Origin of the sequence: Stenotrophomonas sp. pho (assembly GCF_006228405.1) — a bacterium.
In the GTDB taxonomy this organism is placed as follows: Bacteria; Pseudomonadota; Gammaproteobacteria; order Xanthomonadales; family Xanthomonadaceae; genus Stenotrophomonas; species Stenotrophomonas sepilia.
This window is the reverse complement of record NZ_CP029759.1, coordinates 1,593,324-1,618,997: the sequence shown is the minus strand read 5'-3', so window position 1 is coordinate 1,618,997 and position 25,674 is coordinate 1,593,324. Positions and strand designations below refer to the sequence as shown.

Genomic DNA, 25,674 nt, shown 5'->3' with positions numbered 1-25,674 from the left:
GCGGAGTATACGCGCCGCCCTCATTCCGACCCGGGACAGCATGAACAGACCCTCTCCCAGCCGCCGCCAGCAGCTGATCCAGCACTGGGGCGCCATCCTCTGGCCCAGCTTCATCGCTGCAGGCCTGGCCAGCGTGGTGTTCTTCGCCTTTGTCGACCCGCTGCGTCTGCAGGCGATCAGCTTTCCGGGTACGGCGATCAGCCGCGAACTGGGCTATACGGCAGGATTCTTCATGTTCTGGTCGGTGACCGCACTGTCCAGCGCGGTCACTTGGTACCTGCAGCGACCGATGCCAAGCGACGACGACGACGAGCTGCCGCTGGGATGAGTACGGCCTGCACCGGAATCCCACGCCGCTGGCATTGGCGCGCCGCACTCAGCATGCTCTTGCTGGCCTTGTTCTATGCCCTGCCATGGCTGCGCTGGAATGGGCGGCAGGCCCTGCTGCTGGACATCAACGCACGGCGCTTTGACCTGTTTGGCTGGACATTGTGGCCCGGCGATGTTGGCGTGCTGATAGGGTTGCTGGCGGTGCTGGCGGTGGGCCTCGCGCTGCTCACCCACCTCGTCGGCCGCATCTGGTGCGGCCACGCCTGCCCACAGACGCTATGGCGCCGCGCCTTCGACTGGATTGCGCGCGCCATGGCCCGGGCCTTGCCAGCGCCCGCCGTGCGCCCTGCCACCCAGGTGGCATGGGGGCTGCTGTCGCTGTGGACCGGCATCACGTTCGTCGGTCTGTTCAGCCCGATCGAAGAACTGGTGGCCGCCGCGCCGCATGCCGGCTGGAGCGGCTGGGAAACGTTCTGGGTGCTGTTCTATGCCGCCGCCACCTGGGGCAATGCCGGCTTCCTGCGCGAGCAGGTGTGCCGTTCGCTGTGCCCGTTCGCGCGCCTGCAGCCGCTGCTGACCGATCCGCATACACCCCGCATGTTGTACGACGCGCGCCGCGGCGAACCGCGCGGCATGCGTCCGTCGGGGCTGGGGGGCGTGCTCGGACGCGGCCGTGGCCTGCTCGACCCGACCACCGCACAGGACTACGTGTTCCGCGCTGCACATCCGCTGCTGGCCGGACCGATGCCCACCTTCAGCGCCGACCGCCTGGGCGACTGCACCGATTGCGCTGCCTGTGTCAGCGCCTGCCCGATGCAACTGGATATCCGCCAGGGACCTCAGGCCGATTGCCTGGCCTGCGGCGCCTGCCTGGAGGCCTGCTCGCGGCAGCAGCACCAGGCCGGTTTCGGCCCGGGGCTGGTGCGCTACTGCAGTCCGCAGGCCATGGCCGGGCAACCGCGGCAATGGTGGCGACCGCGGACCCTGGCACTGCTGTCGATACTGCTGGCGCTGTTGGCCTGCGGCGCCTGGCGCCTGCTTTGAATCAACGGATCAACGCGGCCCGTTGGCGTGCGGCGGCACCAGCTGCGCACGTCGGACGATGCCCAGCTGCTCGATGATCAGCGCCATTTCATTGGTGACTTCGGTACGCTCGGTCCCCTGCGGGACCAGGCGGTCCAGCACCTGCTGGTAGGTATCCCAGAACGCCGGACCGCATCCGTGTTTGTGATAACTGGCTTCCAGTTCGCGGCGTACCCGTTCAGCCAAGCCATGCATGCCGTATTCCATACGACCTCCGTTGGACTTGTTCTGCATCGTTGACGGTCTACCGACTCACTTGCGAGCTACTGAAAGACTCCCGGGCTTCACGTCCGGTTGATCCCAATTAGTCATAGATTTCACGACAGGTCAATTACATACCGCGACTTTCGTGATCGAAATTATTAATCGTTCACGAAACCACATACGGGGAGACGGGGTGCCCGGATGGGCCGGACCCGACACACTGCCCCGATTTCCCCGGCCCCGCCCTGGTAGGCGCCATTGATGGGCCAGCCCCGTTTCATCGAAGTTTCCAATATTGCTAAGCATACTTAGCAAATGCCGCTTAGGGTGCTATATGCGACAAAAGGCGGCGCAGTTTAGGCTTACTCGCCCTGCGTATCCTCAGTCGCGGGGAACAGGTTGGGATAGCGCTGATGCAGGATGTATTGGCGTAGCGCAGGAATCGGGAAGTTCTTGGGCCATTGCGACACGGCAGATCGGCTTATGCCAAAAAAGCGCGCCAGTTCGGCATCGGTCCGGAAACCCAGCCGGGCGCGTACCTGCCCCTTGCTCCAGAATTCGGTCACGGTCGGTCCTTCTGTTAACCAGACTTATTCTTGGAACAAGGGAACTTTGCGATCCACGCGTTAAGCTGGCTTGCATAGATGAATACTCTCGGCCAACGACTCGCCATTGCCATGAAGAAAGCCGGGCACCCTCGCCCGGCCGATCTGGCCCGCGCCGCCGATTCGACGACGGCAACCATCAGCAACTGGCTCAACGACCATGTCAGCCCCGCCCATGTGAAGGCCGAACAGCTGTTCCGCATCGCCGATGCGGCCAAACTGGACGCGCGTGAACTGCTGTACGGCGTGAGCGGGCTTGGCGTCGGTGAGCGGGGCAATACCTATATCCCCAGCCAGGCCCACCTGGATGTCTGGCAGGACGCCTACGAACTGGTCAGCCATCTGGTGGAGGAGAAGGGATTGCAGATCGACCATCGCCGCCACGCGGCCCTGGACCTGCTGGCCTTCGAACTGCTGATGGACGGCTTCAGCCGCGGCAAGGTCATCCGGGTGCTGACGACCTCGATGACGTGAATGCACTACCACTGGTAGCATGGTCGCGGATGGGGATGGGGCTCCCCGATAACCGCCCGAAAGGGCTGATGGCTCCTGCCAGGACGAACCGGTCTTCGTCGATGGCGGGCCGTGCCTGCCGTCGGCGTTCGCCATCAAATCAGCGAACCCGCAACCGAGGCATGTGATGCACGCACTGAACAATTATCTGCTGGTCTTCGTCGGCGGCGGGCTCGGCGCCTGCCTTCGCCATGCCTGCAACCTGATCGGTACGCGGGTAGCGGTCGGCAACCCGTGGCCGTGGTCGACCTTCCTGATCAACATCAGCGGTGCACTGCTGATGGGCGCGCTGGTCGAAGCCTTCGCCCTGCGCAATGGCGCGTCGCCGCAGCTGCGCCTTCTGCTGGCCACCGGCGTCCTCGGCGGCTACACCACGTTCTCCACCTACGCGCTGGAAATCGGTCTGCTGCTGCAGCGCGGCCAGCATGGCCTGGCAGCGTTGTACGCCGGCGGTTCGGTGGCACTGGGCCTGGTTGGCCTGTTCGGTGGCATGAAACTGGCCCGGCTGGTGCTGGGCTGAGGCTCAGCCCGCGCCGGCGCGGGCCTGTCCGCGCCACTCCCGCGGCGACTGCCCGGTATGTGCCTTGAATGCGCGCGACAGCGCGGCTTCGCTACCATAGCCAACGTCATCAGCGATCCGCTTCAACGGGCGCCCCTGACGCAGTGCCTGCTGCGCCAGGCCCACCCGCCAGCCCTGCAGGTACTGGCCCGGGGTGGTGCCCATCGCCTCACGGAAACTGGCAGCAAATACGCTGCGTGACATGCCGGCCACCTCGGCCAGGTCTTCCAGGGTCCAGGACTGTGCGGGCGCCTCATGCATCGCCACCAGCGCCAGCCGCAGCCGCGGATGCCCCAGCCCGGCAAACAGGCCACCACGCATCTCGCCCCCTTCCATCAGCTGCCGCAGCACCTGGATCATCACCACCTCGAACAGCCGGTTGACCATCGCCGCACGCCCGCAGCGCTGCTCAAAGGCTTCTTCGAACAGCAGCTCCAGCGCTGCGTTGCCGCCGTAGAGATCGGCCAGCGGCAGGCAGATGAAATCGGGCAACGCCGCGCTGATCGGGTTGAGCCGCCCGCCCTCGAAATGCAGATTAGCGCAGGCCATGTCGGCGCCGTGCTGCGGATCGGTGCTGAACCGATGCGGCATCGGCCGTGGGTACAGCAGCAGGCTCGGCACCTCGACCTGGACGGTCTGCTGGCCATGGCTGACCTGCAACGGGCCACGTCGCACCAGATGCAGCTGCCCAGCGTCATCCTCGCCCGCCAGCGAGTTGATGCCGCACAGCGCGCCGGCATGGAACACCGAGGCGGTAACCGCAAAGCGTTCAAGCAGAATGGCGAGACGGTCGACCATGACGGGACCCTGGGTAAAGTAGAAAGAGATCAAGGCGACACATCGTATCGGAATCACCCCCGTAGCGGACGTGATCAACTCGGGGAGCGGGTGCCCCCCCCCCCAGCCCGCCCTTCCTGCGGCAGTGCAGCGCGCGCAACATTTCGCTGGCATCTATGCTCGGGGTCATTCCCGCATGGAATGACCCCGATGCCCGCCCTGCTTCGATGCGCCCTCGCCCTCGGCCTGCTGCTGCCTTCGACGACCTTGCTGGCGTCAGCGCCAACGGCGGCACGCACGCTGAGCGGCGAGCTGCAGGGCGCGCCGTGGCGCCTGGACGTGCCGGCCGACTGGAACGGTGACCTGGTGATGCTGGCGCACGGCTACGAGCCGGTAGGCGTGCCACGTGCTACGCCGATGGCCGCCAATGACGGCACCGCGCCACTGCTGGCTGCAGGCTACGCCGTCGCGCAGAGCGCCTATGCCAGCCAGGGCTGGGCGGTGGCCGATGCGATCACCGACATGGAACGCCTGCGCCGGCATGTAGTGGCTGAACTCAAGCATGTGCGCCATGTCTGGATGCTGGGATTTTCGATGGGCGGCGCCGTGACCCTCGCCAGCCTCGAGCGGTTCCCGCAACACTACGCCGGTGGTGTGTCGCTATGCGGCGCCAATCTCAGTGGCGAACAGATCGCGAGTGATCTGCTGACCACGCTGGTCGCTTTCGATTACTTCTTTGCCAAGGCCGAAGGCCTGCCGGCTGCGGGACTGGTCTCACGCGAAGCGGCTGCGCTGTCACAGGGCGAACTGTACCAGGGCATCTCCAATGCGCTGCAACGCAGCCCGTCGCATGCCGCGTTGCTGGCACAGCGGCTGCAGGTGTCCGCTGATGCACTGGCCGGCACGATCAGCCTGCATGCACTGGTACTGCACGAACTGGCCACGCGCAGTGGCGGCATGCCGGTGGGCAACAGAGGTGTGGCTTACAGCGGCTTCGGTGACGACATGGCGTTCAATGCGGGCGTACAACGTATCGATGCCGTGCCTGCCGCGCAGGCCGCTGTCCGCAGGGAGCTGGCATTGAGCGGTGCGTTGAGGCGACCGCTGGTGATCCAGTTCAACAACAACGACCCGACGATCGTGCCGCGCATGCAGACAGTGTATCCGCAGACGGCCGCACGGGCCGGCGCCCGTCCGCTGCCACAGGTGCTGCCGCCCGTTGGCGAAGGCCATTGTGGCTTCTCCGGCGCGCAGATCATCGAGGCGTTGAAGGCCGCGCAGCGTTGAGCAATCGCGGCCCGCGCGCAGCTCAGCCGCCCAGCGTGCCCATCGTGAAGGTGTAGCCCGAGCTCATCAGGAATTCGCGCATGCGCATTTCCGCGCGCCGTGGTGAGGCCAGGTTGGCCGGCGCGTACAGGGCATACACCAGGCCCGACCCTTCGATATGCTCGCGGCGCACCCCGCAGCGGGCGGTTTCCGAGGCGATGACCCATCCGTCCTTCAGCCGATCAGGGCCAATGGATTGCCCGTTCTTCAAGCGGAAGGTCAACCAGCGCACATCTGCCGTGACTTTGCTCATTTCCGTTTCGCTCCGTGGCTGGAACGACGCGTGATGTCCTTGCTCGCCATTGCGGCTCCCTGAGACGTGGAACTCGACCATAGCGCCTTTCCATGTCGTGGCCCGCTGAGACTGGTGACCGGGGCGTGGCGGACTGCTGCAGGTGAAGCAGCGCGGCGTCGGAAATGGCGGCGGCAGGGAGCATCCTGCCGGCGCAGTTCACAGGCAGGGAACCCGACTCACGCAGCGCGGTCGCTGCCCTGGTTCAAGGCGTGCAGCGCATCGGCCAGCGCCTGGATTTCGGCACGCAGGGCCAGCCGCTGCAACCACCGCCCGGGGATTCCGCGCGCACCATGGAATGCGCCCGCCAGCTGCCCCGCAATGGCGGCCGTGGTGTCGGCGTCCTCGCCAAGATTGGCCGCCTCGAGTACGACGGCTTCAAAGGTGTCGTGGCGATCAAAGCACCAGAGTGCAGCTTCCAGACTGTCGACAACATAGCCATTGCCACGGATCTGCTCACGCGCGGCACCGCGGTAGCCGCCCGCCGCGATCTGCCGCAGCCGCGCGCTCTCGACAGGGACATTGCTGAGATCCAGCACCGCGTCACGGGTGCCACCTGCCAACGCCCGCTCCAGCGCGACCGCCAGCAAGCGGCACGCCTCCAGGCACTCCTGCGCAGCGTGCGTCGTTCGCGAACTCAGCTCGGCCATGGCCTGCAGGTCGGGAGTCCCGGCGTAGCGCAATGCCACCGGCGCCAAACGCATGATCGAGCCATTGCCAGCGCTGCGTGGGTCGTCACTACCCGCCAGCGGTTGGCCGTCCTGCAGGAACCGGTCGATGGCAGCCCGCGTTGCCATACCGATATCGAAGCACTCGCCGGTCGCACTCCAGTACCCATGCTGGTACCAGTTGGCGTAGCGGTTCATCTGATCGTGCACATCGAAGGTGTCACAACGCACCAGGCTCTCGGCCAGGCACATCGCCATGGAGGTATCGTCGGTCCATTGCCCCGGCTGCAGCTGGAACGGCCCACCACCCACCATGTCGGTGATCGGGGTGAAGCTGCCACGAGGCTTGAACTCCAGCGTGGTACCGACGGCATCGCCGCACGCGAGGCCGAGCAAGGCGCCGCGGAAGTGATCAATCTGGTTCATCACACGAGTGTAGCGCCACCGCATCTGCCATGACTGACTGCCGAGCGGTGATCGCGCGAGCGGGGAATCGATCGCAGCCAAACAAAAAAGCCCTGACCGGAGTCAGGGCTTTTCAATTGGAGGCCTCAAGCGGAATCGAACCGCTGTAAACGGATTTGCAATCCGGTGCATAGCCACTCTGCCATGAGGCCAACGTACTGCGCGCCAGGAACCTAGCCCTGACAAGACAAAACCCCAAGATGGGGCCTGTCGGAACATGGAGCGGGAAACGAGACTCGAACTCGCGACCTCAACCTTGGCAAGGTTGCGCTCTACCAACTGAGCTATTCCCGCGTAAGCCGACATGCTACCGGAAATCCGGAAAACACACCAGCGATTTCACTTTTCTGACTGCGCGTAAAGCCTTGTGGCCCAACGTGCCCCGCCTTGCCGTGGCGGGAGAAAAACAAGGCCCCTACCGGGGCCCTGTAGAATCTGGAGCGGGAAACGAGACTCGAACTCGCGACCTCAACCTTGGCAAGGTTGCGCTCTACCAACTGAGCTATTCCCGCAGATTCCATTCGACCTGCGTCGAAGGAGCGCTATTGTGTCCAAATTCCTTCACGCCGTCAACAGTCTTCACATCATGCGGTCACGGGCGTCCGCACTGGGTTACGCTGCCCCGCCCAAGCACGGACACCCCCGATGCCGAGACGCTACGTCCGCCTGTTCTGGTTGCTGGTCGCGCTGACCTGGTTGGCGCTGATCGCCGCACTTGTCAATGCTGGCTTCACTCCGGACTACTGGCTGCTGCATCGCCTGGAAGGCGCCCAGCTGCCCTATCCGACCAGCACCGTCATCGTGTTCGCGTTGCTGGGCACGGTTGAACTGGTGGTGGCGGCACTGATCGTGCGCCCGTGGAAACTCAAACGCCTGTGGCTGCGCCTGCTGATCGCCTTCGCCCTGCTGCTGGTGTGGTCGATACCGTGGATGCTGTCGGCGATGCACCAGCCGCCGGTACAAGGCATGCACCTGCTGTGGTTGCTGCTGCTGGACGTGGGATTGCTGCTGGCGCTGTGCGTGGTGTCGGCGGTGAGCGCGTGGCGGGCGCTCTGGCGGCGCGGGTCACCACAGACTCCCCCGCCGCAGCGCTAGAGGCTTACTTCCGGAACTCCACCCGCACGTGCTGGCCGAAGCGCGCCTTGGCTTGCCCGTCGAACTCCAACACGCACTCCACCACCTTGGCCATGCCACGTCCTGCATCTTCAGGCAGGCGTGCCTGCGCAAACACCGGACTGATGCGCACCACGCGTGCAGGCGGCAGCGTGCCCATGTTCTCCGCACCATCACTGTCCGGCACGACAGTAGCCCTCATGCCCACCTGCACGGCATCGGCGTAGGCGGCGCTGAGTTCGGCACGCACCTGCAGCGGGCGCGCCGGCAACAACGAGATCGCCGGCTTGCCGGCCTGCACGAAGGCGCCGACGCCCGGCACCTGGCCGACCACGGTGCCGGCTTCCGGCGCGCTCAACGACATCTGCTGCAGTCTCAGCTTCGCGTGCTCCAGCTTGTGCTGCGCCATGTCGACCTGCGCACCGGCCACGTCGACATCGGCACGCACAGCAGCCAACTGCTGTTTGGCCGCATCGGCCTGCTGGTTCGAGGACACGCCTTCGCTGGCGCCCGTGGACAGACGGATGGCGCTGCGCTCCAGTTCGCGCAGCTGCGCCTGGCTGCCCTTCAGGCGGTCATTGGCCAAGGCCAGATCGGCGGTGGCCATCGCCACCTCCTGCTGCAGCAGGGCACCATCCAGCGACAGCAGCAACTGCCCCTTCTTCACCGTGGCGCCTTCCTTCACCGGCGCTGCAGTGATCGAGCCATCCACCGGCGGCGCCAGTGCGATCAGGCCACCTTCGACGTCAATGATGCCACGCGCCACGGCGACCTTGCCGGCGGCGGCAGTACCCTCCTTGCCTGAGGGGGCCGATGCAGCGGTAGGCGCTTCCCTGGAACAGGCGCCGAGCAGCAGTGCCGCGGACAGGGCCAGGCTGAGGGGAAGCAGATGCGACGTCTTGGTCATGGGGCGGACTCTACGGTTTCGTTCTGGCGGCGGTCATCACGGACCATGCCGTCTTCCATGGCGATCACCCGATCGGCATGCCGGATCAGGCGCGGATCGTGGCTCACGCACAGCACGGTGGCGCCATGCGCACGCGCGTATCGATGCAGGATGTCGATCACGCGCTGGCCGTTCTCGGCATCCAGCGCGCTGGTGGGTTCGTCTGCGAAGATCAGGGTCGGCGACTTGGCAAACGCGCGGGCAACCGCCACGCGCTGTTTCTCGCCACCGGACAGCTGCGCCGGGCGCATGTGGCTTCGATGGCCGAGGCCGACTTCTTCCAGCGCCTTGCGGGCCAGCGGCTCGCTTTCGCGATTGCGCATGCCGCGGTAGCCCAGTGGCAGCTGCACCTGCTCCAGCGCGGTCAGTGCCGGGAACAGGTTGAAGCCCTGGAACACGAAGCCGACATGGTGCAGGCGGAAACGCTCCACTTCACTGCGGGTCATGTGGCCCACGTCCTGGCCCAGCGCGTGCACGCGACCGCCATCGGGTGCGGACAGGCCGGACAGCAGCGACAGCAGCGTGCTCTTGCCGCAGCCGGACGGGCCCGACACCAGGGTCAGCTCGCCGGGATAGATGTCCAGCGACAGGCCGCGCAGCACCGGCACCTGCACATCACCGGACATGAAGCCTTTTTCCAATGCGTCGGCCCGCAGGGTCGGAGCGACGGCGCGTGTAGAAGTCATCGGCCGGTCCTCAACGCAGCAGCAACGATGGATCGGAGCGGACGACACTGCGCACCGCCATGATGCTGGAGAGCATGGCCATCACCGCCACCAGCGCCACGCAGCCGAGGATCACCATCGGTGTCAGCTGCACCGGCACGCGCTGGGTCTGCGCGATCAACAGCACCACCGTGCTGAAGGCTGCCGCCAGCAACATGCCCACGCCGCCGATCAGCAAGGCCTGCTCGAACACCACCCGCGCCAGCGCGTAGCGACCGGCACCGAGCGCATTGAGCGTGGCGTACTCGCGCACTGAGCCAGCCACCACCGACGCGAACGACTGGTTGGTGATCACCGCGCCGACGAAGCAGACGATGACGGCCATGAACAACACCGCGATGCCCGCGCCGGTATCGAACAACCAGTACTGCTGAGAGCGGCTGGCGAATTCCGGCGCGGTCCAGAACTCGACCGGCGTGGCCCGGCCCATCGACGCGGACAAGCGGTCACGCACACGACCGGCCAGGTCCGGCGAGCGCAGGCCCGCCACGAAGTAGGTACTGCCCTCATGTGGGTCGGTACCGGCGATGGCACGCGCAGTATCCAGCGAGGCCAGCACGTTGACGCCGCCCAGGCCCCGCAGGCCCGGTTGTGCAGCGACCACGCGCACCGCCTTGCCATTGATCCAGGCACGGTTGTTCTGCAGGTCCACGCCCAGCGTATCCAGATCGGCGCTGTCGACGATCACCGCACCCGGCTCGCGCAGCTGCGCGCGCAGGTTGGCAGGGAGGATGCGCGCGAACATCATCGCATCGTCCCGGGTGGAGATACCGGACAGGTACACCGACACATTGCCGGTGCCCTGCGCGCCGGATCGCCATTCGCCATCGACCCACTCGTAGGGCTCGACGCGGGTGACATCCGGGTCCATGCGTAGATGGCTTTCCACATCCGCGCTGATTGCATGGCCGTAATTCACACTCTGGGTGCCGGGGAAACCAGCCCAGATATCAGCCGAGGACGCTTTCACATAGATCGCAGCGGTACCGAAGATGCCCAGCACCAGTGCGGCCTGCACGATCAACAGCACACCGGCAAAACACATCGCCAGCACCACCGGCAGGAACCGGCGCCACTCATAGGCCAGGGTCTTGCGGGCGAGTGCGATCATTGTGGCTCGCCCTCACCCTCGGCAGGCAGCGGGGCGCCGCCGAGGGCGCGGTACAGCGATGCAAAGGCCAGAACGCGCGCACCCTGCGCAGCGATCAGATCAGCCTGCGAGGCGAGTGCGGCGCGTTGCGTGTCGAGTCCATCGAACTCGCTGGACAGACCCAGCTGCACCTGCCGCGCCTGGCGCTTGACCTGCTGCCCGGCGGCGTCGTTGGCCGCGCGCAACGACTGGATGCTGCTGTCCTGCCGCGCCAGGCTGCCCAGCGCGCCTTCCACTTCGCTCACGCCTTCCAGCACCGCCTTGCGGTATCCCAGCAAGGCGGCATCCAGCTGCTTTTCATTGGCATGGAAGCGCGCGCGACGCTGGCCCCAGTCCCATAGCGGAATATCGATGTACGGGCCGATCGACGGGCTCGAATCGGAATTGGAGCGGGCGTTCTGGGTGAGGTTGTACGCGTACAGGATGGAGCCGCCAAGGCTGACCCGTGGATACATCGCTGCGCGCGCCGAACCCTTGCTGGCCGCTGCCTGCATCACCTCTGATTCGGCCAGCAGGATCTGCGGGCGGTAGCGCAGCAGATCCGCAGGGACCTGCTGCAGCGAGAATGCACCGAGCTTCGGCGGCGCGCGGTACGCGCGCCAGGCGGGATCCGGCCCGTCACGCCCCAGCAGCAGCGCCAGCGCGCGGGCCGCGTTGTCCGCATTTTCGCGGGCCTGCGCCGTCGCTGCCCGGGTCGCCGCCTGGCGCGCGCGCAGGCGTTCCAGCTCGCCCGGCTCATCCAGGCGCAGGCGCAGGCGAACCCGTGCCAGTTGTTCGCCGCGATCATCCACGGCCTGCTGTCTGACCAGCAGATCCTGCTGGGCCTGCGCTACGGTCAGGTCCAGATAGCTGCGCACCACGTCGGCAATCACCGCCACTTGTGCGGCATTGCGCAACGCCTCGGCATTACCGGCCGAGGCCTGCGCGCTGAGATGGGCACTCTCGGCGGCGCCGAACAGGCCCAGGTCCCAGATCGCTTCGATGCCCGCATGGAAATAGGTGTCGACCGCGGCGGCGTCCTGTACCTGCTTGGCGCTGGCCGAGATCTCCGGCAGGAAGCGCGAATCCGAGGTGCCGGCGACGATCCGCACTGCCTGCAGGCGCAACGTGGCCTGCTGCAGATCAAGGTTGCCGGCGATGGCTTGATCGACCAGGCCGTCCAGCGCCGGGTCGGCCAGCACCTTCCACCACTGCCTGGCCTCCACCGCCACGCCCTGGCCCTGCGGCACCTGGGTCCAGGTGCTGGGGGTGCGATCAGGCAGGTCCGGAGCCGGCACCGACATGCAACCTGCCAGCGCCAGGCTGGTCAGCAGTGCGCCCGGGCGCAGCAATGCTTGCAGGGAGAGTCCGCGCCCGGTCCTGGGCACTGCCACTGGAGTGATACGCCTGACCACCAGCCCGCCAACGTGTAGAAGGAGCATGAAGGCTACCGTGCGATTGTGGAGCGAACATGGAGAATTGGTCCGAAAACGGTCACAACACGCGTGCGGTTCAGGCAACGATGGTGTTGGCCTTTCGCCAGCCTTTCAGTGCATGCGACGCGCGGAACGCTGGTGCAACATCCAGGCCATTGCGTCTTGTTGACGCGCTCTCCGCTTCCCTCGCCTGCGGTCGTCCCCACGACCGATGCGTCCCGCCATTCCGATTGCGACACTGACCTCGGATTCGTCACGCCGGGCGAGTGATATCACGCCCGCTATGAAGATGCTGTGGCGCGACTGTAGCGGCCCCTGCCGCAAACATCATGACAAATGAAAAACGCCCCCTTTCGGGAGCGTTCTTCATGAATCTGGAGCGGGAAACGAGACTCGAACTCGCGACCTCAACCTTGGCAAGGTTGCGCTCTACCAACTGAGCTATTCCCGCAGATTTCGTTCGACCTGCGTCGAAGGAGCGCTATTGTGTCGATATTGCTGCACGGCGTCAACAGGAATTTTCACGGGAAGCGAGGGACGGCGCCCAGGCACGCCTGCCGGCACCCTTCACGCGCGTACGCCACGACGATGGAAATAGATCTGCTCGGCGATGCGCCTCGTGGCGGACGTATGCAGCAGCGCGTTGAACGGCCAGTCCACCTGCAGATGATCCATCGCCCAGCGCAGCAGGCGCTTTCCATGGAACGCCGGCGCCACCTGCTGCGCCACCCGTTCCGCTTCCGGCCCTTGCCCACGCAGATGGCGGGCAATCGCCTCGCCGACCGCCCAGCCATGCCGCCACGAGGAGTGGATACCTCCGGCGGAGAGCGGCGAGACGATGCCCGCCGCGTCGCCGGTCAGGATCAGCCGGTGGCCAGTGATCGGACCATCCGGTCGGCCGCAGGGCACCAGGCCGGCGCGGGTGGCCGAGGGGCGCGCCGAAGGCGGAATGTTGACCACACCGCGCACGTGGTCGAGGAAACCCTCAATGTCCGGCGGCCGCACCCGTTGCGGATCGTGACGCAGCGCCAACCCGACCTGCAGACCGCTCGGATTCTGGGCGACCCAGCCGATGTAGCCCGGGGCGTAGCGCTTGCTGACGAAGCAATGCAGCGCATCGCCCTGCGCCACCTGCTGACCGGCGAACTCACGTTCTACGCCGTAGAGGTTGTCACGTACCTGGCCGAGGCCGGTGCGCCAGGCCACGCGTGAGCGCGCGCCATCGGCGCCAACCAGATAGGCGCAGCTCCCTGCCCCTTCCACCTGCCAGCCGTCACCGCGGCGACGGGCGTCGGTGAAGGACTGCTGCAGGCGCAGGTCGACGCCGTTCGTGTGCAGTTCGCTGGCCAGCCAGCGCATCAGGTTCGGCGTATCGGTGGTGAGGAAGTAGTAACCCGGTGCGGCCAGCAACACGCTGCGCAGGTTCGGCGCATACAGGCGCACGTTTGCGACCCGCTGCACCAGATGTTCGGGCATGCGCCCCAGCCAGGTCTGCTCCATCGCTTCCTTCACCACGATGCCGGTGGTGTGCAGCCGCCCGCCGGGGTCGGCCTTGCGTTCCACCATGCAGACGCGCAGCCCGTACTGGGCAGCGGCCAATGCGCAGGCGGCACCGGCGAAACTGGCGCCGACGATGACCACATCATGGTCGTAGGCGGAAGGAGTTTGGGGCATGGCTGCATCGTTCTGGAGGAACACAGATGCAGCTTCGAACTGGCGCGTGGCGAGGCGAAGGAGTGGCGGTGAAGTGGGGATGAAGCAGGCGCCAGGCAAACGAAAAACGCCCCCTGTCGGGAGCGTTCTTCTTGAATCTGGAGCGGGAAACGAGACTCGAACTCGCGACCTCAACCTTGGCAAGGTTGCGCTCTACCAACTGAGCTATTCCCGCTTGGGAGGCGAAATTTTACCTATTCCAAGGATGGCGTCAAGCGCTTTTTCGGGTCTGCCAGGAGCCCTTTCCTGCGGAAAGGGATCCGACCCCGGGGCTCAGTTGCCCAGCTTCTTCTGCCGTGCACGCTCGCGCGCGGCGCGCTCGTCATCGCGCAGGCTCGGCCAAGCGGCGTGCAGGTACTGCAGGCCCGACCACAGGGTCAGCACCGCGGCAATCGCCAGGGTCCAGTCGCCGATGTGGAACACCGGCCAGCCCATCCAGATGTCTTCCACCGGCACGTTCGGCGCCACCGAATACAGCAGGCACAGCAGCGCGACCATCTGCGCGGTGGTCTTGATCTTGCCGATCATCGCCACGCGCACCTTGGCGCGCTGGCCCAGCTCGGCCATCCACTCTCGCAGCGCCGATACCGCGATCTCGCGGCCGACGATCACCGCCGCCCAGAATGCCATCCACGGCGTCGGATGGCCCTGCACGATCAGGAACAGCGCTACTGCCACCATCAGCTTGTCCGCGACCGGGTCGAGGAACGCGCCGAAGGCCGACTCCAGCTGGTAACGGCGTGCGATCCAGCCGTCGAGCCAGTCGGTGATCGCGGCCAGGCCGAAGATCGCCGCCGAAGCGAAGTTGGTCCAGGTGTAGGGCAGGTAGAACACCAGCACCAGCACCGGGATCATTACGATCCGCAACAACGTCAGCCAGGTGGGCAGGGTCAACTTCATGCTTGCGTGCTTCTCTCTCTACTCGGCCGCATCAGGCGTGGCCAACCCGTGCAGGTTAGCGTAGATACGTGCCGCGAGGGCGTCATTGATGCCTTCCACCTTGGCGATTTCCGCTTCGCCAGCGGCTTTCAGGCCCACAAGACCGCCGAAATGCTTGAGCAGGCTGGCGCGGCGGCGCGGCCCGATGCCGGGGATATCCTCCAGCTTGCTGGTCATCCGCGCCTTCTGGCGGCGCCCCCTGTGGCCGGTGATGGCAAAGCGGTGCGCCTCGTCGCGCACCTGCTGGATGAACTGCAGCGCCGGGTTGGCCGCGCCGGGGCGCAGCTCGCGACCGTCGGGCATCACCAGCGCTTCATGGCCGGCGCGGCGCTCCACGCCCTTGGCCACACCCACCAGCAGCACGCCTTCCACGCCCAGGTCGGCCAGCGCGGCCTGGGCCTGTGCCAGCTGGCCGGCGCCGCCGTCGATCAGCAGCACATCCGGCAGCACGCCCTGCTCTTCCACCGCGCGGCGGAAACGGCGGTCGATGGCCTGGCGCATGGCGGCATAGTCGTCGCCCGGCTCGATGCCGCTGATGTTGAAACGGCGGTACTGCGCGCGCACCGGACCGGCGGCGTCGAACACCACGCACGAGGCCACAGTGGCCTCGCCCAGCGTATGGCTGATATCGAAGCACTCGACCCGCTTGACCGGCTCGGCCAGGCCCAGCATCTCGCGCAGTGCATCGCTGCGCGCATGCTGCGCATTGCGGCTGTTGAGTTCAGTGGCCAGGGTCAGCTGCGCGTTGCGGCTGGCCAGCTCCACATAGCCGGCGCGCTCGCCGCGCACGTTCCACTTCAGCTGCACCTTGCGCTCGGCCGAGGCCGACAGCGCCGCAACCAGCAGGTCGGCATCGGGAATCTCGCGATCCAGCAGGATCTCGCGCGGCGGCTCGAATTCGATGTAGTACTGCGAGACGAACGCGGCCAGCACTTCCTCCGGACTCTCCTCGCCGTTGGTGCGCGGGAAGAACGGGCGGGTGCCGAGGTTACGGCCATCGCGGAAAGCCAGCAGCAGCACGCAGGCCTGCGAACCCTGCATGGCCACCGCCAGCACGTCCAGGTCGGCGGCGCGGCCGTCCACGTACTGGCGCGTCTGCATGCTGCGCAGCGAGGAAATCAGGTCGCGCAGGCGCGCGGCCTGCTCGAACTCCAGGGCCTCGCTGGCGGCCTGCATCTGCTCGCCCAGCTCGCGGGTCAGCTCGTCGCTCTTGCCTTCCAGGAACAGCGCAGCACGGCGCACCGATTCGGCGTAGTCCGCGGCCGGCACCAGCTCCACGCAGGGCGCGCTGCAGCGGCCGATCTGGTATTGCAGGCACGGCCGCGAGCGGTTGCGGAACACGCTGTCCTCGCAACTGCGCAGCTTGAACAGCTTGTGCATCAGGTTCAGCGTTTCGCGCACTGCGGTCACGCCCGGATACGGCCCGAAATAGCGGCCGGGAATGGCGCGCGGGCCCCGATGCAGGGCGATGCGCGGCCAGTCCTCGCGGGTCAGCAGCACATGCGGGTAGGTCTTGTCGTCGCGCAGCGAGACGTTGTAGCGCGGCGACAGCGACTTGATCAGCTGATTCTCCAGCAGCAACGCCTCGGCTTCCGAGCGCGTCACGGTCACGTCCATGCGCGTGATCTGCGAGATCATCGACATGATCCGCGCGTTCTTCGGGCTGCCGTTGAAATAGCTGCCGACGCGGTTGCGCAGCGCGCGCGCCTTGCCCACGTACAGCAGGGTGTCGTCGGCCGCGTACATGCGGTACACGCCGGGGGCGGTGCTGAGCTGGGCCGCGAAGGCCTTGCCGTTGAAGGCCGGGGCGGGAACGTCGGTCATTCGCTGATCGGGACTTCGCTGAGCACGCCGCTGTCGGGGTCGAATCGCAGCACGGCATGGGCGTCGGTCTCGGCGATCCACACCGCACCTGCGCCCACGGCCAGGCCAGCCGGGCCGTGCAGGCGGCGCGGCAGCGGCTGGGTGGTCAGTTCACCGCCGCCCAGGCGCAGCGTGCGCAGGCGACCGTTGCCGGTGTCGGCGATCCACAGCAGCGGGGCGTCCGCGCCCAGTGCGATCGCCTGCGGGAACTGCAGGCTGGCCTGCGCGCGCGGGCCGTCTTCACTGCCGAAGCGCCACGGCCCCTGCCCGACCAGTGTCTGCACCAGGTCACCACGCAGTTGCAGTGCACGGATCGAGGATCCCAACGCATCGGCGACGTACAGCACCTGCTGCACCACGGCCAGCGCGGTCGGTTGCGCGAAGGCAGCCAGATGGCCACTGCCATCACGCTCGTCGATGGAACCACTGCCGGCGCGCCATTGCAGGCTGCGCTGGCCCAGGTGGTAGCTCCAGATGCGGTTGTCGCCGGCCATTGCGATGTGCAGCTGGTTGTCGGCGATGGCCAGGCCAACCGGATGGTCCAGCGAGACCTGCCGCGCCTGCGCCACCGGGCCCTCCACCGGCGCGCCGGGTCGCCCGTTGCCGCACAGCGTGTCGACGATGCCGGTCAGCAGATTGATGCGGCGCACGGCATGGTTGCCGGTATCGGCGACGTACAGCGAATCGCGCTCCAGCACCAGCGCCTGCGGGCGGTGGAACGCCGCTTCGGCGAGATTGCCATCCATGAAATCGGCGGTGCCGAGGCCGAACTGACGCAGGATGCGGCCGCCATGGCTGCATTCGAGAATGCGGTGATGACCGCTGTCGGCGATGTACAGACGTTCGGTGCTGACCGCCAGCCCCTGCGGGAAGCGCAGGGCCTGGCGCGGTTCCGGATGCAGTTCGCTGCCGCCACGCGGCGGCGCCGAAGGTGCGCCCTGGCACAGCGCGTTCAAGGCGCGCTCCAGTTCACCGGGCGCGCCCTGCCCGACCAGCCGTTGCTGTTCACGGCCCTGCGCGTCCAGCAGCACCATGGTCGGCCAGGCGGTGACGCCGAAGCGGCGCCAGCCATCCCAGTCGGCATCGAGCAGCACGGGCATGGTCAGGCCCTGACGGCGCAGCAGCTTCAGTGCGGCCGTGGCATCGCGTTCGAAATCAAAACGCGGCACCTGCAGCACCAGCGGCTGCAGCTTGCCCGGGTGGCGCGACAGCCATTGGCCGAACTCGGCCAGGCGTTGCGCACTCCAGGCGGAGGCCGCATTGACGAACAGCAGCGCGACCGGCCGGCCGCGCAGTTCGGTCAGGGTGCAGGGGGTGGCATTGAGCCAGGTGGCGAATTCGGGCAGGTCCGGGACGGGCTGGACGTTCATGACCTGATTATGCCGGAGTCGGCGTCATGCAACAGTCGTGCCACCGCACGTTTTGCAGCATCGTCGACCAGCGACCAGACCTGTTCGAAATGATCGCTGCCGCCGGTGTAGGGATCAGGGATGGCTACCCGCCCCTGCCCGCCGGACCAGGGCAGATACAACGCCAGCCGTTCACGCTGGGCCGCCGTCGCCAGGCGCCCGGCATCACGCAGGTTGGCCTCGTCGGCACACAGGATCCAGTCGAAACGTTCGAAATCCACGGCCTGCAGCTGGCGTGCGCGCAGGCCGCCGATGTCCACGCCGTGCCCGGCCGCGCAGGCGATCGCGCGGCGGTCCGGCGGCTCGCCCACGTGCCAGTCGCCCGTGCCGGCCGAATCGACCTGCACCCGCCCGGCCAGCGGCGAGGCATCCAGGCGTGCGCGCAGCGCGCCTTCGGCCATCGGCGAACGGCAGATGTTGCCGAGGCAGACGACCAGCAGCCTCATCGCGCGGCCATCGCCTGCAGCAGCCCCTCGGCGCGCTCCAGGTCCTCGGGCGTATCGATGCCCGGTGGGAACGGCTCGGGCGAGATCGCCACGCTGATCGGGTAGCCCGCTTCCAGCACGCGCAGCTGCTCCAGCGATTCGACCTGCTCCAGCTGGCCCGGCGGCATCGCCGCGAACTGCTGCAGGAAGCCGGCGCGATAGCCATAGATGCCGATGTGGCGCAGCCAGTGATGGCCGTCCGGCAGCGTGTCGCGGCTGCGTGCGAAGCCGTCGCGGTGCCAGGCGATCGGCGCGCGGCTGAAGTACATCGCCTCGTTGCGCACGTTGCGCACCAGCTTCACGACGTTCGGGTCGAACAGGGTGTGCGCGTCCTCGACGGTCGTGGCGAGAGTCGACATCGGCGCAGTGCCAGCGACCAGCGCATCGGCCACCGCGCGGATGCCGGTCGCCGGCGCGAACGGTTCGTCGCCCTGCAGGTTGACCACCACCGTGTCATCGGCCCAGCCGGCAATGCGTGCGCACTCGGCCAGGCGATCGGTGCCCGAGGCATGCGTGGTCGCGGTCATCGCCACCTTCACCTCGGCCAACCCGGACAGCGCATCGGAAATGCGTTGGTCGTCGGTCGCCACCCAGACCTCGCGGGCACCGGCCTGCAGCGCGCGGCGCGCCACATGCAGCACCAGCGGCTCACCGCCCAGCGGGCGCAGCGGCTTGCCCGGCAGCCGCGAGGCGGCAAAGCGGGCCGGAATGGCGACGACGAATTCGGTCATGCGGGCGGTTCTCGGCAGGCTCGTTACAACGGGAATGCGGCCAGCGGCGCGTGAATGCAAGCGCCGCCGCGCCACTCAGTTCGGTCGCAGCTTGTCCAGGCGATCGGTCAACGCCACCCAGAACGCGGCGGGCAACTCGGCGCGCAGCGGAACCGCGTAGTGCCAGTCGTTGCCGAACGCCCGGCATTTCACCGCATCCTTTTCGGTCATCAGTACCGGCAACTGGCTGCCGAAGGACAGGTCCTGCGGCTGGTAGGCCTGGTGGTCGGCGAACGCATGCGGCACCACGCCGATCCCGCGCGCGCGCAGCATGTCGAAGAAGCGCTGTGGATGGGCGATGCCGGCCACCGCGTGCACCCGCTGGCCCTTGAAGTACGCCAGCGGGCGCGCGCGGCCACCGGCCAGCGGCTGCGCACTGTCGATGTGCAGGGACATTGGCCACTGGCCGAAGCCACAGGCCTGTGCCGCGGTCTCCTCATCGGCCTGGCCGAGGTTGACCACGCGGAAATCGCACTCGCTCGCGCGGCTGACCGGCTCGCGCAACGGCCCGGCCGGGATCATCCGGCCATTGCCATAGCGACGCTGGGCATCGACCAGTTCGATCTCGATGTCGCGCGCCAGCCGGTAGTGCTGCAAACCGTCGTCGCAGACGATTACATCGCAGCCGGCCTCGATCAGCGCCTTGCCGGCGGCGACACGGTCACGGTCCACGCGCACCGGCACGCCGGTCTTCCAGGCGATCAGCACCGGTTCGTCACCGCCCTTCGCGGTTGGCGTATCGGCCTGCACCCACAGCGGCTTGTCGGCGTCTTCGCGACCATAGCCGCGGCTGGCCACGCCCGGCTTCCAGCCGGCCGCGCGCAGGCGCTCGACCAGGGCAATCGTCAGCGGCGTCTTGCCGGTACCACCGGCGGTGATGTTGCCGACCACGATGACCGGCACCGGCAGCGAGTGGCGCTTGCGCCAGCCACGCCGATAGGCGCGCCGGCGCAGTGCGGTGACACCTGCGTACAGCGGCGCCAGCAGGCGCATCGCCCACGGAACCGGGGTGCCGTCATACCAGTACGGCGGGGTCTGGGTGCCCTTGCCGGCCATCAGTCCTGCCTTTCGCGGAACTGCATGCTGTGCAGATGCTGGTACAGGCCGCCCAGTTCGAGCAGCTCCTTGTGCGTGCCGCGTTCAACGATGCGGCCATGATCCATGACCAGTACCTGGTCGGCATGCTCGATGGTCGACAGCCGGTGCGCAATGACCAGCGTGGTGCGTTCGGGCATCAGGCGCTGCAGCGCGTCCTGCACCAGGCGCTCGGATTCGTTGTCCAGCGCCGCAGTGGCTTCGTCGAGGATCAGGATCGGGGCGTCGCGCAGGATCGCGCGGGCAATGGCCAGGCGCTGGCGCTGGCCACCGGACAGCAGCGCGCCGTTCTCGCCCACCGGGGTCTGCAGCTGCTGCGGCATGCGTGCGATGAACTCCCACGCGTTGGCGGCTTCGGCCGCCGCGCGGATCTGCTCGTCGGTCGCTTCCATGCCATAGGCGATGTTGGCAGCGATGGTGTCATCGAACAGCATGACCTTCTGCCCGACCATTGCCACCTGCCGGCGCAGGTCGGCCAGCGGGTAGTCGTCCAGTGCCACGCCGTCGAGGGTGATGACACCGCCGCTGGGCTCGTAGAAGCGTGGCACCAGCCGGATCAGGCTGGTCTTGCCACTGCCGGAACGGCCGACAATGGCCGTCACCGTGCCTGGCCTGGCAACGAAGCTGATGTCGTCCAGGGCGATGCCGCTGTCCTCGCGGTAACGCAGCATGACGTGGTCGAACGCCAGTTCGCCCCGCACGCGCTGCACGCGTCTCTGCCCCTGGTCGCGCTCCACTGGCATGTCGAGGATGCCGAACAGGCGCTCGGCAGCGGACACACCGCGCGAAATCGAGGTCTGTACGCTGGTCAGGCGGCGCAGCGATGGAATGATGGCCATCATCGATGTCATCAGGCCCATGAACTGGCCGGCATTGAGCCGGCCGGCCAGGGCTTCGCGGGTCGACACCCAGACGATCACCGCCAGCGCCAGTGCGGCCAGGAACTGCACCACGCTGGAGGCGGCGGCGCGGGTGACCTCGACCTTCATGTTCAGCGCCAGCATGCGGTTGGCCAGGCGCGAGTAGCGCGAGATCTCATGCTGCTGGGTGCCGTGCACCTTCACTTCCTGCTGCGCGGCCAGCGACTGCTCGGCAGTCTGCGCCATGGTGCCCATGCCGTCCTGGATGCCACGGCTGATGCGCCGGTAGCGCTTGCCCACGTAGGACACGATGCCACCGATCAGCGGCACCACCAGCAGCATCGCCAGCGTGACCTTGACACTCATCTGCAGCATCACCGCCAGCATCGCGACGATGGTGAGGGTATCGGCCACCACGGTCTTCAGCGCGTCGGCGCTGGCCTGGGTGACCTGCTCGGTATCGAAGTTCAGGCGGCTGACCATCACCGGCGTCGCTTCGGTATCGAAGTGCGACGACGGCAGGTGCAGGTACTTCTGCAGCACCTGCTCGCGCAGGTCGCGGACCACGCTGCGACCGGTCTTGGCCAGCGTGTAGTCACTGACCCAGGTGGCCACGCTGCGCATCAGGAACAGGCCGAGGATGGTGAGCGGCAGCACCACGGCCGCGCGCGGCTGCGGGTCGACGAAACCTTCGTTGACCAGCGGCTCCATCAGCTTGGTGAAGTGGTAGCCGGCCAGGGCCTCGACCACCATGGCGATGACCGCGCCCACCATGAACACCCAGTAGGTGCGGGTGTAGCCCAGCAGACGTTTGTAGATCGGCCACACCGGCGCGTGATGGGAACTCATGGACGCACCTCTGGCGCAGTTGCAATGGCGATACGACGGAAACCGAGTTGACCGAGCGCGTCCTGCGCAGTCACCACGGCCTGGTAGGGAGTGCGTGCGTCGGCGCGCAGCAGTACGGGCTGGCTGCGGTCACTGCCGGCCACGGACGCGATGGTCTGCTTGACCGACTCGACGTCGCTGCGCAGCACTTCCTGGTCATTGATGAAATAACGGCCTTCGGCGTTGATCAGCACGCTGAGCGAACGCGGCGGCTCGTTGTTGGGCTGCTGGCTGGCGGTAGGCAGCTGCACCTGCAGCGTCGAGCGCGCATCGAAAGTGGTGGTGACCACGAAGAAGATGATCAGCACCAGGATGACGTCGATCAGCGGGACCAGATCGATATGCGGTTCATCCTGGGAGCGGTCATTGCCGATACGCATCGATCAGGCCTTCGCCGCAGCGGCGTTGGCCGGTCGCGCCGGCGCGACCGGGTTCATCACCCCGGGGCGACCGTCGAGCGTGTCCAGCAGGGCACTGGCTTCCTGCTCCATTTCCACCACGTAGCCGTGGATGCGGCCCTTGAAGTAGCGATGGAACATCAGTGCCGGAATGGCCACGATCATGCCCGTGGCGGTGCACACCAGCGCCTTGCCGATACCGCCGGCCAGCTGGTTCACGTCGCCCACCCCATGGTCGAGGATGCCCAGGAACATCTGGATCATGCCGATCACGGTGCCCAGCAGGCCCAGCAGCGGGCCGGCCGAGGCAATGGTGCCCAGCGCGTTGAGGAAACGTTCCATGCGGTGCACCAGGTGGCGGCCGGTGTCCTCGATGCGCTCGCGGATCTGGTCGCGCGGACGATTGCGGGCTTCCAGCGCGGCCGCCAGCAATGCCCCAGCGGCGAGTTGGCACGCAGGGTCTGCAGGTGCGCCGGGTCAAGCTTGCCGCGTGCGGCCCAGTTGCGCACTTCCTGGCCGAGGCCGGGCGGCAGCACTTCAGTCCGCCGCAGGGACCAGAAACGCTCCAGGATGATCGCCAAAGCCAGTACGCCCAACAGCAGCAGCGGCACCATCGGCCAGCCACCGGCCTTGACCAGTTCCCACACGTTTCAACCCTCCGGCCCAACGGCCGCTTGTTTGATCGGCGATAGGATAACAGCCGACCGCGCCCGCCCAGCGGCATCCCACCACCGGGATGCATGGATACGCTGTTCACGCAGCTGCAGCCCTTGTGCGCCAAGCCATACGCGGATCGCCCCGGACTCCGCAGTGGACACCACCTCGGCTCCCTGCGCCTGCCAGCGCCGGACCACGTCCCGGCGCGGGTGGCCGAAGCGGTTCTGGTGCCCTGCCGAAACCAGCGCCAGCCGGGCTGACACCGCCGCCACCCAGGGCGCGCTGGAGCTGCCGCCGCTGCCATGGTGCGGCACCAGCACCACATCCGCCTTCAGCGCCGCCGGAGACGCCCGCAGCAGCGCCTGTTCGGCCGGGCGGCCGATGTCCCCGGGCAACAGGACCCCACCATGCGCGCTGGCCACGCGCAGCACGCAGCTGTCCTCGTTTCCAGCCCGCTGGCTGCCGGCATCGGGGTGCAGCACCTGGAAGTCGACGCCGTCCCAGCGCCAGCGCAGGCCGCGCTGGCAGCGCCCGGCCCCGGCGATCGCGCTGCCCGGCGGCGCCAACAGGGGCAGCTCCGGCAACTGAAGGCGCAGGCTCGGCAGGTTGCCGGCATGATCGAGATCGTCGTGACTGATCAGCACGCGGTCGGGCCGTGCCTGCCCCAGCGCGCGCAATGACGGAACCAGGACCCGCTCACTGCCCTCACCCCCGATCGGCGGTCCCACGTCGTACCAGAGCGCATGCCGCGCGGTGCGCAGCAACACCGCCGTGCCCTGCCCGACGTCGTGTACCAGCAGCTCCAGCTCCCCCTCGGCCGGCCGCTCGCGCAATGGCCACAGCAGCGGCAGGCACAGCAGGAGGCCAGCCAGCCCGCCCCCGGCACCACGTGGCAGCAGCCACCAGAACACGCCCAGCAGCGCCGCCGGCACTGCCCAGGCCGGTGCCTCGGCCAACCACCACATCGCCTGTGGATGCGCCGCCAGTGGCTGCAGGGCCTGCCAGCTGGTTTCGAACAACCACGCCGCTGCACGCCACGCCCAGCACCCGGCGCCGTCATGCAGCACCTGCAGGGCGGTGCCCAGCAGTGACAAGGGCACCACCAGCAATGTCCACCACGGGATGACCGGGAGGTTCACCAGCGGCCCCAGCCAGGCGGTGCCACCGAACAAGGCGATGCCCAGCGGCAACAGGCCGACGCTGGCCACCCCTTGTGCGGCCAGGAACCCGCGCAGGTTGGCGACCACCCCACGCGGACGTCCCTGCGGCAGGCACCAGACCAGCCACAGGACGCCGCCGAAGCTGAGCCAGAAGCCCGCGGACAGCACTGACAGGGGCGCCGGCAGCAGCAGCGCCAGCGCCGCCAGGGCAAGCCCCTGCACGAGACCCAGTGGGCGCCGCCCGCTACGCGCCAGCGCCACCAGCCCGATCATCAGTGCGGTGCGCACGGTCGGCAATTCACCGCCAGCCAGCACCGCATAGCCCGCTGCGGACAGGGCCGCAGCGCAGGCCGCCGCCTGGGGGCGTGGCCAATGCCGGGCCAGCAGCGGACACAGCCACCACAGCCCTCGGCACAGCAACGCCCCCAGTCCCGCCACCACCCCGACATGGAACCCGGAAATGGCCACCAGATGGGTCAGGCCCAGCGCCCGCAACTGATCCCAATCGGCGTCGGACAGGCCACGCGTATCGCCCAGGGCAAGCGCCTGCACGAAGCGCGCAGCTGGATGGGCCACCTGCACGGCGATGGCGGCGCTGGTGCGTTCACGCCATGCCGGCAGGCCATGCGCGGCCTGAAGCTCGCACGCGCTGGCCGGCGCCCGCACCGTGCCGTTGCCGGACACGCCGCGCAGCAGCGCATGGCGTTCACCGTCGAAACCACCGGGATTGATCCGCGAACGCGGCGCCCGCACGCGCAAGGCCAGATGCCACTGCGCGCCGGCCAGGACCTGATGGCGCCCACGCCCGGCGTCGGTGGCGTCAGCGGCACGCCAGGCATCGTTCCAGGTGACCTGCAGGCGCTTGCCGCGCAGCGATGGCAGTTCGCTGCTCTCGCTGACCTGCAGCAGGAAGCGGGTGTGCGCGGCTCCATGGTCCGGCAGATCGATGACCCGTCCACTGACCACCACATCCCGTGCTGGCTGGCCTGGCGGCAGCTGTTCCTGCATTGCCCAGTGCCCATGCATCGCCGTCCATCCGGCGCCCAGCAGCACGACCGCGGGCAGGCGCCCCCGCCAACGCAGGCCCCACCCCGCCATGCCAAGCACGATCATCACCGTGCTGACCCACAGCGGCGGCAGCCGCGGCAGCTGCACGCAGGCCAGCGCCCCCAGTGTCAGCGCCGCAGCGGCGCCACTGCCCAGCAAGGGAGACGGGGAAAGCTGGACGGCCATGGGTCCAGCCTGCCGCTACCGGCGGCAGCTTGC

Annotated in this window: 25 protein-coding genes, 5 tRNA genes, 1 pseudogene and 1 riboswitch; of the genes and pseudogenes, 6 read left to right on the top strand and 25 right to left on the bottom strand. The window is 67.5% G+C overall.

Annotation, left to right across the window (positions count from 1 at the left end; genetic code table 11):
* Nucleotides 1–40: 40 nt before the first annotated feature.
* Together DL544_RS07625 and DL544_RS07620 are read left to right on the top strand one after the other, a co-directional pair.
* Nucleotides 41–328 carry a hypothetical protein gene (locus DL544_RS07625; RefSeq protein ID WP_014036651.1) on the top strand — a complete coding sequence of 96 codons (288 nt, stop codon included), beginning with the start codon at nucleotides 41–43 and terminating at the stop codon, nucleotides 326–328.
* Entirely contained in the window at nucleotides 325–1,374 is a 1,050-nt protein-coding gene (locus tag DL544_RS07620) for a 4Fe-4S dicluster domain-containing protein (protein ID WP_065179313.1), read from the top strand. The genes DL544_RS07625 and DL544_RS07620 overlap by 4 nt, the downstream gene beginning before the upstream one ends.
* A gap of 9 nt (nucleotides 1,375–1,383) precedes the next feature.
* On the opposite strand, the gene DL544_RS07615 is transcribed toward DL544_RS07620, so the two are convergent.
* Together DL544_RS07615 and DL544_RS07610 are read right to left on the bottom strand one after the other, a co-directional pair.
* The gene (locus DL544_RS07615; protein ID WP_005416001.1) at nucleotides 1,384–1,620 is read right to left on the bottom strand and encodes a hypothetical protein; all 237 of its coding nucleotides are present in this window, start codon (nucleotides 1,618–1,620) and stop codon (nucleotides 1,384–1,386) included.
* Nucleotides 1,621–1,979: 359 nt separating this feature from the next.
* On the bottom strand, nucleotides 1,980–2,183 hold the full coding sequence (locus DL544_RS07610; RefSeq protein WP_005416000.1) for a helix-turn-helix domain-containing protein: 204 nt from the start codon (nucleotides 2,181–2,183) through the stop codon (nucleotides 1,980–1,982).
* 111 nt (nucleotides 2,184–2,294) lie between these two features.
* On the opposite strand from DL544_RS07610, the gene DL544_RS07605 reads away from it, so the two are divergent.
* Both DL544_RS07605 and crcB read left to right on the top strand, forming a co-directional pair.
* Nucleotides 2,295–2,696 (top strand): helix-turn-helix domain-containing protein, encoded by a 402-nt coding sequence (locus DL544_RS07605; RefSeq protein ID WP_139728086.1) that lies wholly within the window; start codon nucleotides 2,295–2,297, stop codon nucleotides 2,694–2,696.
* Between the two features lie 22 nt (nucleotides 2,697–2,718).
* Nucleotides 2,719–2,781: riboswitch (Fluoride riboswitch) on the top strand.
* A gap of 81 nt (nucleotides 2,782–2,862) precedes the next feature.
* Nucleotides 2,863–3,255: a fluoride efflux transporter CrcB gene (gene crcB, locus DL544_RS07600; RefSeq protein WP_139726952.1), complete on the top strand. Its 393-nt coding sequence runs from the start codon at nucleotides 2,863–2,865 to the stop codon at nucleotides 3,253–3,255.
* Between the two features lie 3 nt (nucleotides 3,256–3,258).
* Here the strand turns inward: crcB and DL544_RS07595 are convergent, their stop codons facing one another.
* The gene (locus tag DL544_RS07595; RefSeq protein ID WP_005415997.1) at nucleotides 3,259–4,092 is read right to left on the bottom strand and encodes an AraC family transcriptional regulator; all 834 of its coding nucleotides are present in this window, start codon (nucleotides 4,090–4,092) and stop codon (nucleotides 3,259–3,261) included.
* A gap of 189 nt (nucleotides 4,093–4,281) precedes the next feature.
* Here DL544_RS07595 and DL544_RS07590 point away from each other — a divergent pair, with 189 nt between their 5' ends.
* A complete protein-coding gene (locus DL544_RS07590) occupies nucleotides 4,282–5,358 on the top strand; it encodes an alpha/beta hydrolase family protein (protein ID WP_139726951.1) in 1,077 nt (358 codons plus the stop codon).
* A 22-nt stretch (nucleotides 5,359–5,380) separates the two neighbouring features.
* Here DL544_RS07590 and DL544_RS07585 read toward each other — a convergent pair whose 3' ends face one another.
* The 5 genes from DL544_RS07585 to DL544_RS07565 all read right to left on the bottom strand — a co-directional run bounded on the left by DL544_RS07585 (nucleotide 5,381) and on the right by DL544_RS07565 (nucleotide 7,334).
* A complete protein-coding gene (locus DL544_RS07585; RefSeq protein ID WP_005415995.1) occupies nucleotides 5,381–5,650 on the bottom strand; it encodes a hypothetical protein in 270 nt (89 codons plus the stop codon).
* Nucleotides 5,651–5,868: 218 nt separating this feature from the next.
* On the bottom strand, nucleotides 5,869–6,783 hold the full coding sequence (locus DL544_RS07580) for an ADP-ribosylglycohydrolase family protein (protein ID WP_139728084.1): 915 nt from the start codon (nucleotides 6,781–6,783) through the stop codon (nucleotides 5,869–5,871).
* A 117-nt stretch (nucleotides 6,784–6,900) separates the two neighbouring features.
* A tRNA-Cys gene (locus DL544_RS07575) sits at nucleotides 6,901–6,974 on the bottom strand.
* 66 nt (nucleotides 6,975–7,040) lie between these two features.
* Nucleotides 7,041–7,116 (bottom strand) — tRNA-Gly (locus DL544_RS07570).
* Between the two features lie 142 nt (nucleotides 7,117–7,258).
* Nucleotides 7,259–7,334 (bottom strand) — tRNA-Gly (locus DL544_RS07565).
* A 133-nt stretch (nucleotides 7,335–7,467) separates the two neighbouring features.
* Between DL544_RS07565 and DL544_RS07560 the strand changes: the two genes are divergently transcribed.
* The gene (locus DL544_RS07560) at nucleotides 7,468–7,917 is read left to right on the top strand and encodes a hypothetical protein (RefSeq protein WP_065179822.1); all 450 of its coding nucleotides are present in this window, start codon (nucleotides 7,468–7,470) and stop codon (nucleotides 7,915–7,917) included.
* A 4-nt stretch (nucleotides 7,918–7,921) separates the two neighbouring features.
* Here the strand turns inward: DL544_RS07560 and DL544_RS07555 are convergent, their stop codons facing one another.
* The 17 genes and pseudogenes from DL544_RS07555 to DL544_RS07475 all read right to left on the bottom strand — a co-directional run bounded on the left by DL544_RS07555 (nucleotide 7,922) and on the right by DL544_RS07475 (nucleotide 25,641).
* The gene (locus DL544_RS07555) at nucleotides 7,922–8,842 is read right to left on the bottom strand and encodes an HlyD family secretion protein (RefSeq protein WP_065186117.1); all 921 of its coding nucleotides are present in this window, start codon (nucleotides 8,840–8,842) and stop codon (nucleotides 7,922–7,924) included.
* The gene (locus DL544_RS07550) at nucleotides 8,839–9,567 is read right to left on the bottom strand and encodes an ABC transporter ATP-binding protein (RefSeq protein WP_065179820.1); all 729 of its coding nucleotides are present in this window, start codon (nucleotides 9,565–9,567) and stop codon (nucleotides 8,839–8,841) included. The genes DL544_RS07555 and DL544_RS07550 overlap by 4 nt, the downstream gene beginning before the upstream one ends.
* 10 nt (nucleotides 9,568–9,577) lie before the next feature.
* A complete protein-coding gene (locus DL544_RS07545) occupies nucleotides 9,578–10,717 on the bottom strand; it encodes an ABC transporter permease (protein WP_005415989.1) in 1,140 nt (379 codons plus the stop codon).
* The gene (locus DL544_RS07540; protein ID WP_065179818.1) at nucleotides 10,714–12,177 is read right to left on the bottom strand and encodes a TolC family protein; all 1,464 of its coding nucleotides are present in this window, start codon (nucleotides 12,175–12,177) and stop codon (nucleotides 10,714–10,716) included. Before DL544_RS07540 ends, DL544_RS07545 begins: the two co-directional genes overlap by 4 nt.
* A 369-nt stretch (nucleotides 12,178–12,546) precedes the next feature.
* A tRNA-Gly gene (locus DL544_RS07535) sits at nucleotides 12,547–12,622 on the bottom strand.
* A 116-nt stretch (nucleotides 12,623–12,738) separates the two neighbouring features.
* Nucleotides 12,739–13,845, bottom strand: coding sequence for an NAD(P)/FAD-dependent oxidoreductase (locus DL544_RS07530; RefSeq protein WP_139726950.1), 1,107 nt, complete (start codon nucleotides 13,843–13,845; stop codon nucleotides 12,739–12,741).
* A gap of 138 nt (nucleotides 13,846–13,983) precedes the next feature.
* A tRNA-Gly gene (locus DL544_RS07525) sits at nucleotides 13,984–14,059 on the bottom strand.
* A gap of 98 nt (nucleotides 14,060–14,157) precedes the next feature.
* The gene (gene pgsA / locus DL544_RS07520; protein ID WP_005412825.1) at nucleotides 14,158–14,784 is read right to left on the bottom strand and encodes a CDP-diacylglycerol--glycerol-3-phosphate 3-phosphatidyltransferase; all 627 of its coding nucleotides are present in this window, start codon (nucleotides 14,782–14,784) and stop codon (nucleotides 14,158–14,160) included.
* Between the two features lie 18 nt (nucleotides 14,785–14,802).
* Complete coding sequence (gene uvrC, locus DL544_RS07515) at nucleotides 14,803–16,647, bottom strand: excinuclease ABC subunit UvrC (RefSeq protein ID WP_005415984.1); 1,845 nt, start codon at nucleotides 16,645–16,647, stop codon at nucleotides 14,803–14,805.
* The gene (locus DL544_RS07510; RefSeq protein ID WP_005415983.1) at nucleotides 16,644–18,056 is read right to left on the bottom strand and encodes an NHL repeat containing protein; all 1,413 of its coding nucleotides are present in this window, start codon (nucleotides 18,054–18,056) and stop codon (nucleotides 16,644–16,646) included. Before DL544_RS07510 ends, uvrC begins: the two co-directional genes overlap by 4 nt.
* Complete coding sequence (locus DL544_RS07505) at nucleotides 18,053–18,541, bottom strand: low molecular weight protein-tyrosine-phosphatase (RefSeq protein WP_065177369.1); 489 nt, start codon at nucleotides 18,539–18,541, stop codon at nucleotides 18,053–18,055. The genes DL544_RS07510 and DL544_RS07505 overlap by 4 nt, the downstream gene beginning before the upstream one ends.
* A complete protein-coding gene (gene kdsB, locus DL544_RS07500; RefSeq protein ID WP_053500516.1) occupies nucleotides 18,538–19,311 on the bottom strand; it encodes a 3-deoxy-manno-octulosonate cytidylyltransferase in 774 nt (257 codons plus the stop codon). The genes DL544_RS07505 and kdsB overlap by 4 nt, the downstream gene beginning before the upstream one ends.
* Before the next feature lie 75 nt (nucleotides 19,312–19,386).
* Entirely contained in the window at nucleotides 19,387–20,406 is a 1,020-nt protein-coding gene (gene lpxK, locus DL544_RS07495) for a tetraacyldisaccharide 4'-kinase (RefSeq protein ID WP_065186114.1), read from the bottom strand.
* The gene (gene msbA / locus DL544_RS07490) at nucleotides 20,406–22,154 is read right to left on the bottom strand and encodes a lipid A export permease/ATP-binding protein MsbA (protein ID WP_049438204.1); all 1,749 of its coding nucleotides are present in this window, start codon (nucleotides 22,152–22,154) and stop codon (nucleotides 20,406–20,408) included. The genes lpxK and msbA overlap by 1 nt, the downstream gene beginning before the upstream one ends.
* Nucleotides 22,151–22,573, bottom strand: coding sequence for an ExbD/TolR family protein (locus DL544_RS07485; protein ID WP_005415977.1), 423 nt, complete (start codon nucleotides 22,571–22,573; stop codon nucleotides 22,151–22,153). The genes msbA and DL544_RS07485 overlap by 4 nt, the downstream gene beginning before the upstream one ends.
* A 3-nt stretch (nucleotides 22,574–22,576) precedes the next feature.
* Nucleotides 22,577–23,238: pseudogene (locus tag DL544_RS07480) on the bottom strand (MotA/TolQ/ExbB proton channel family protein).
* 3 nt (nucleotides 23,239–23,241) lie between these two features.
* Nucleotides 23,242–25,641, bottom strand: a complete 2,400-nt coding sequence (locus DL544_RS07475) for a DNA internalization-related competence protein ComEC/Rec2 (protein ID WP_065186112.1) — start codon at nucleotides 25,639–25,641, stop codon at nucleotides 23,242–23,244.
* Nucleotides 25,642–25,674 lie beyond the last annotated feature (33 nt).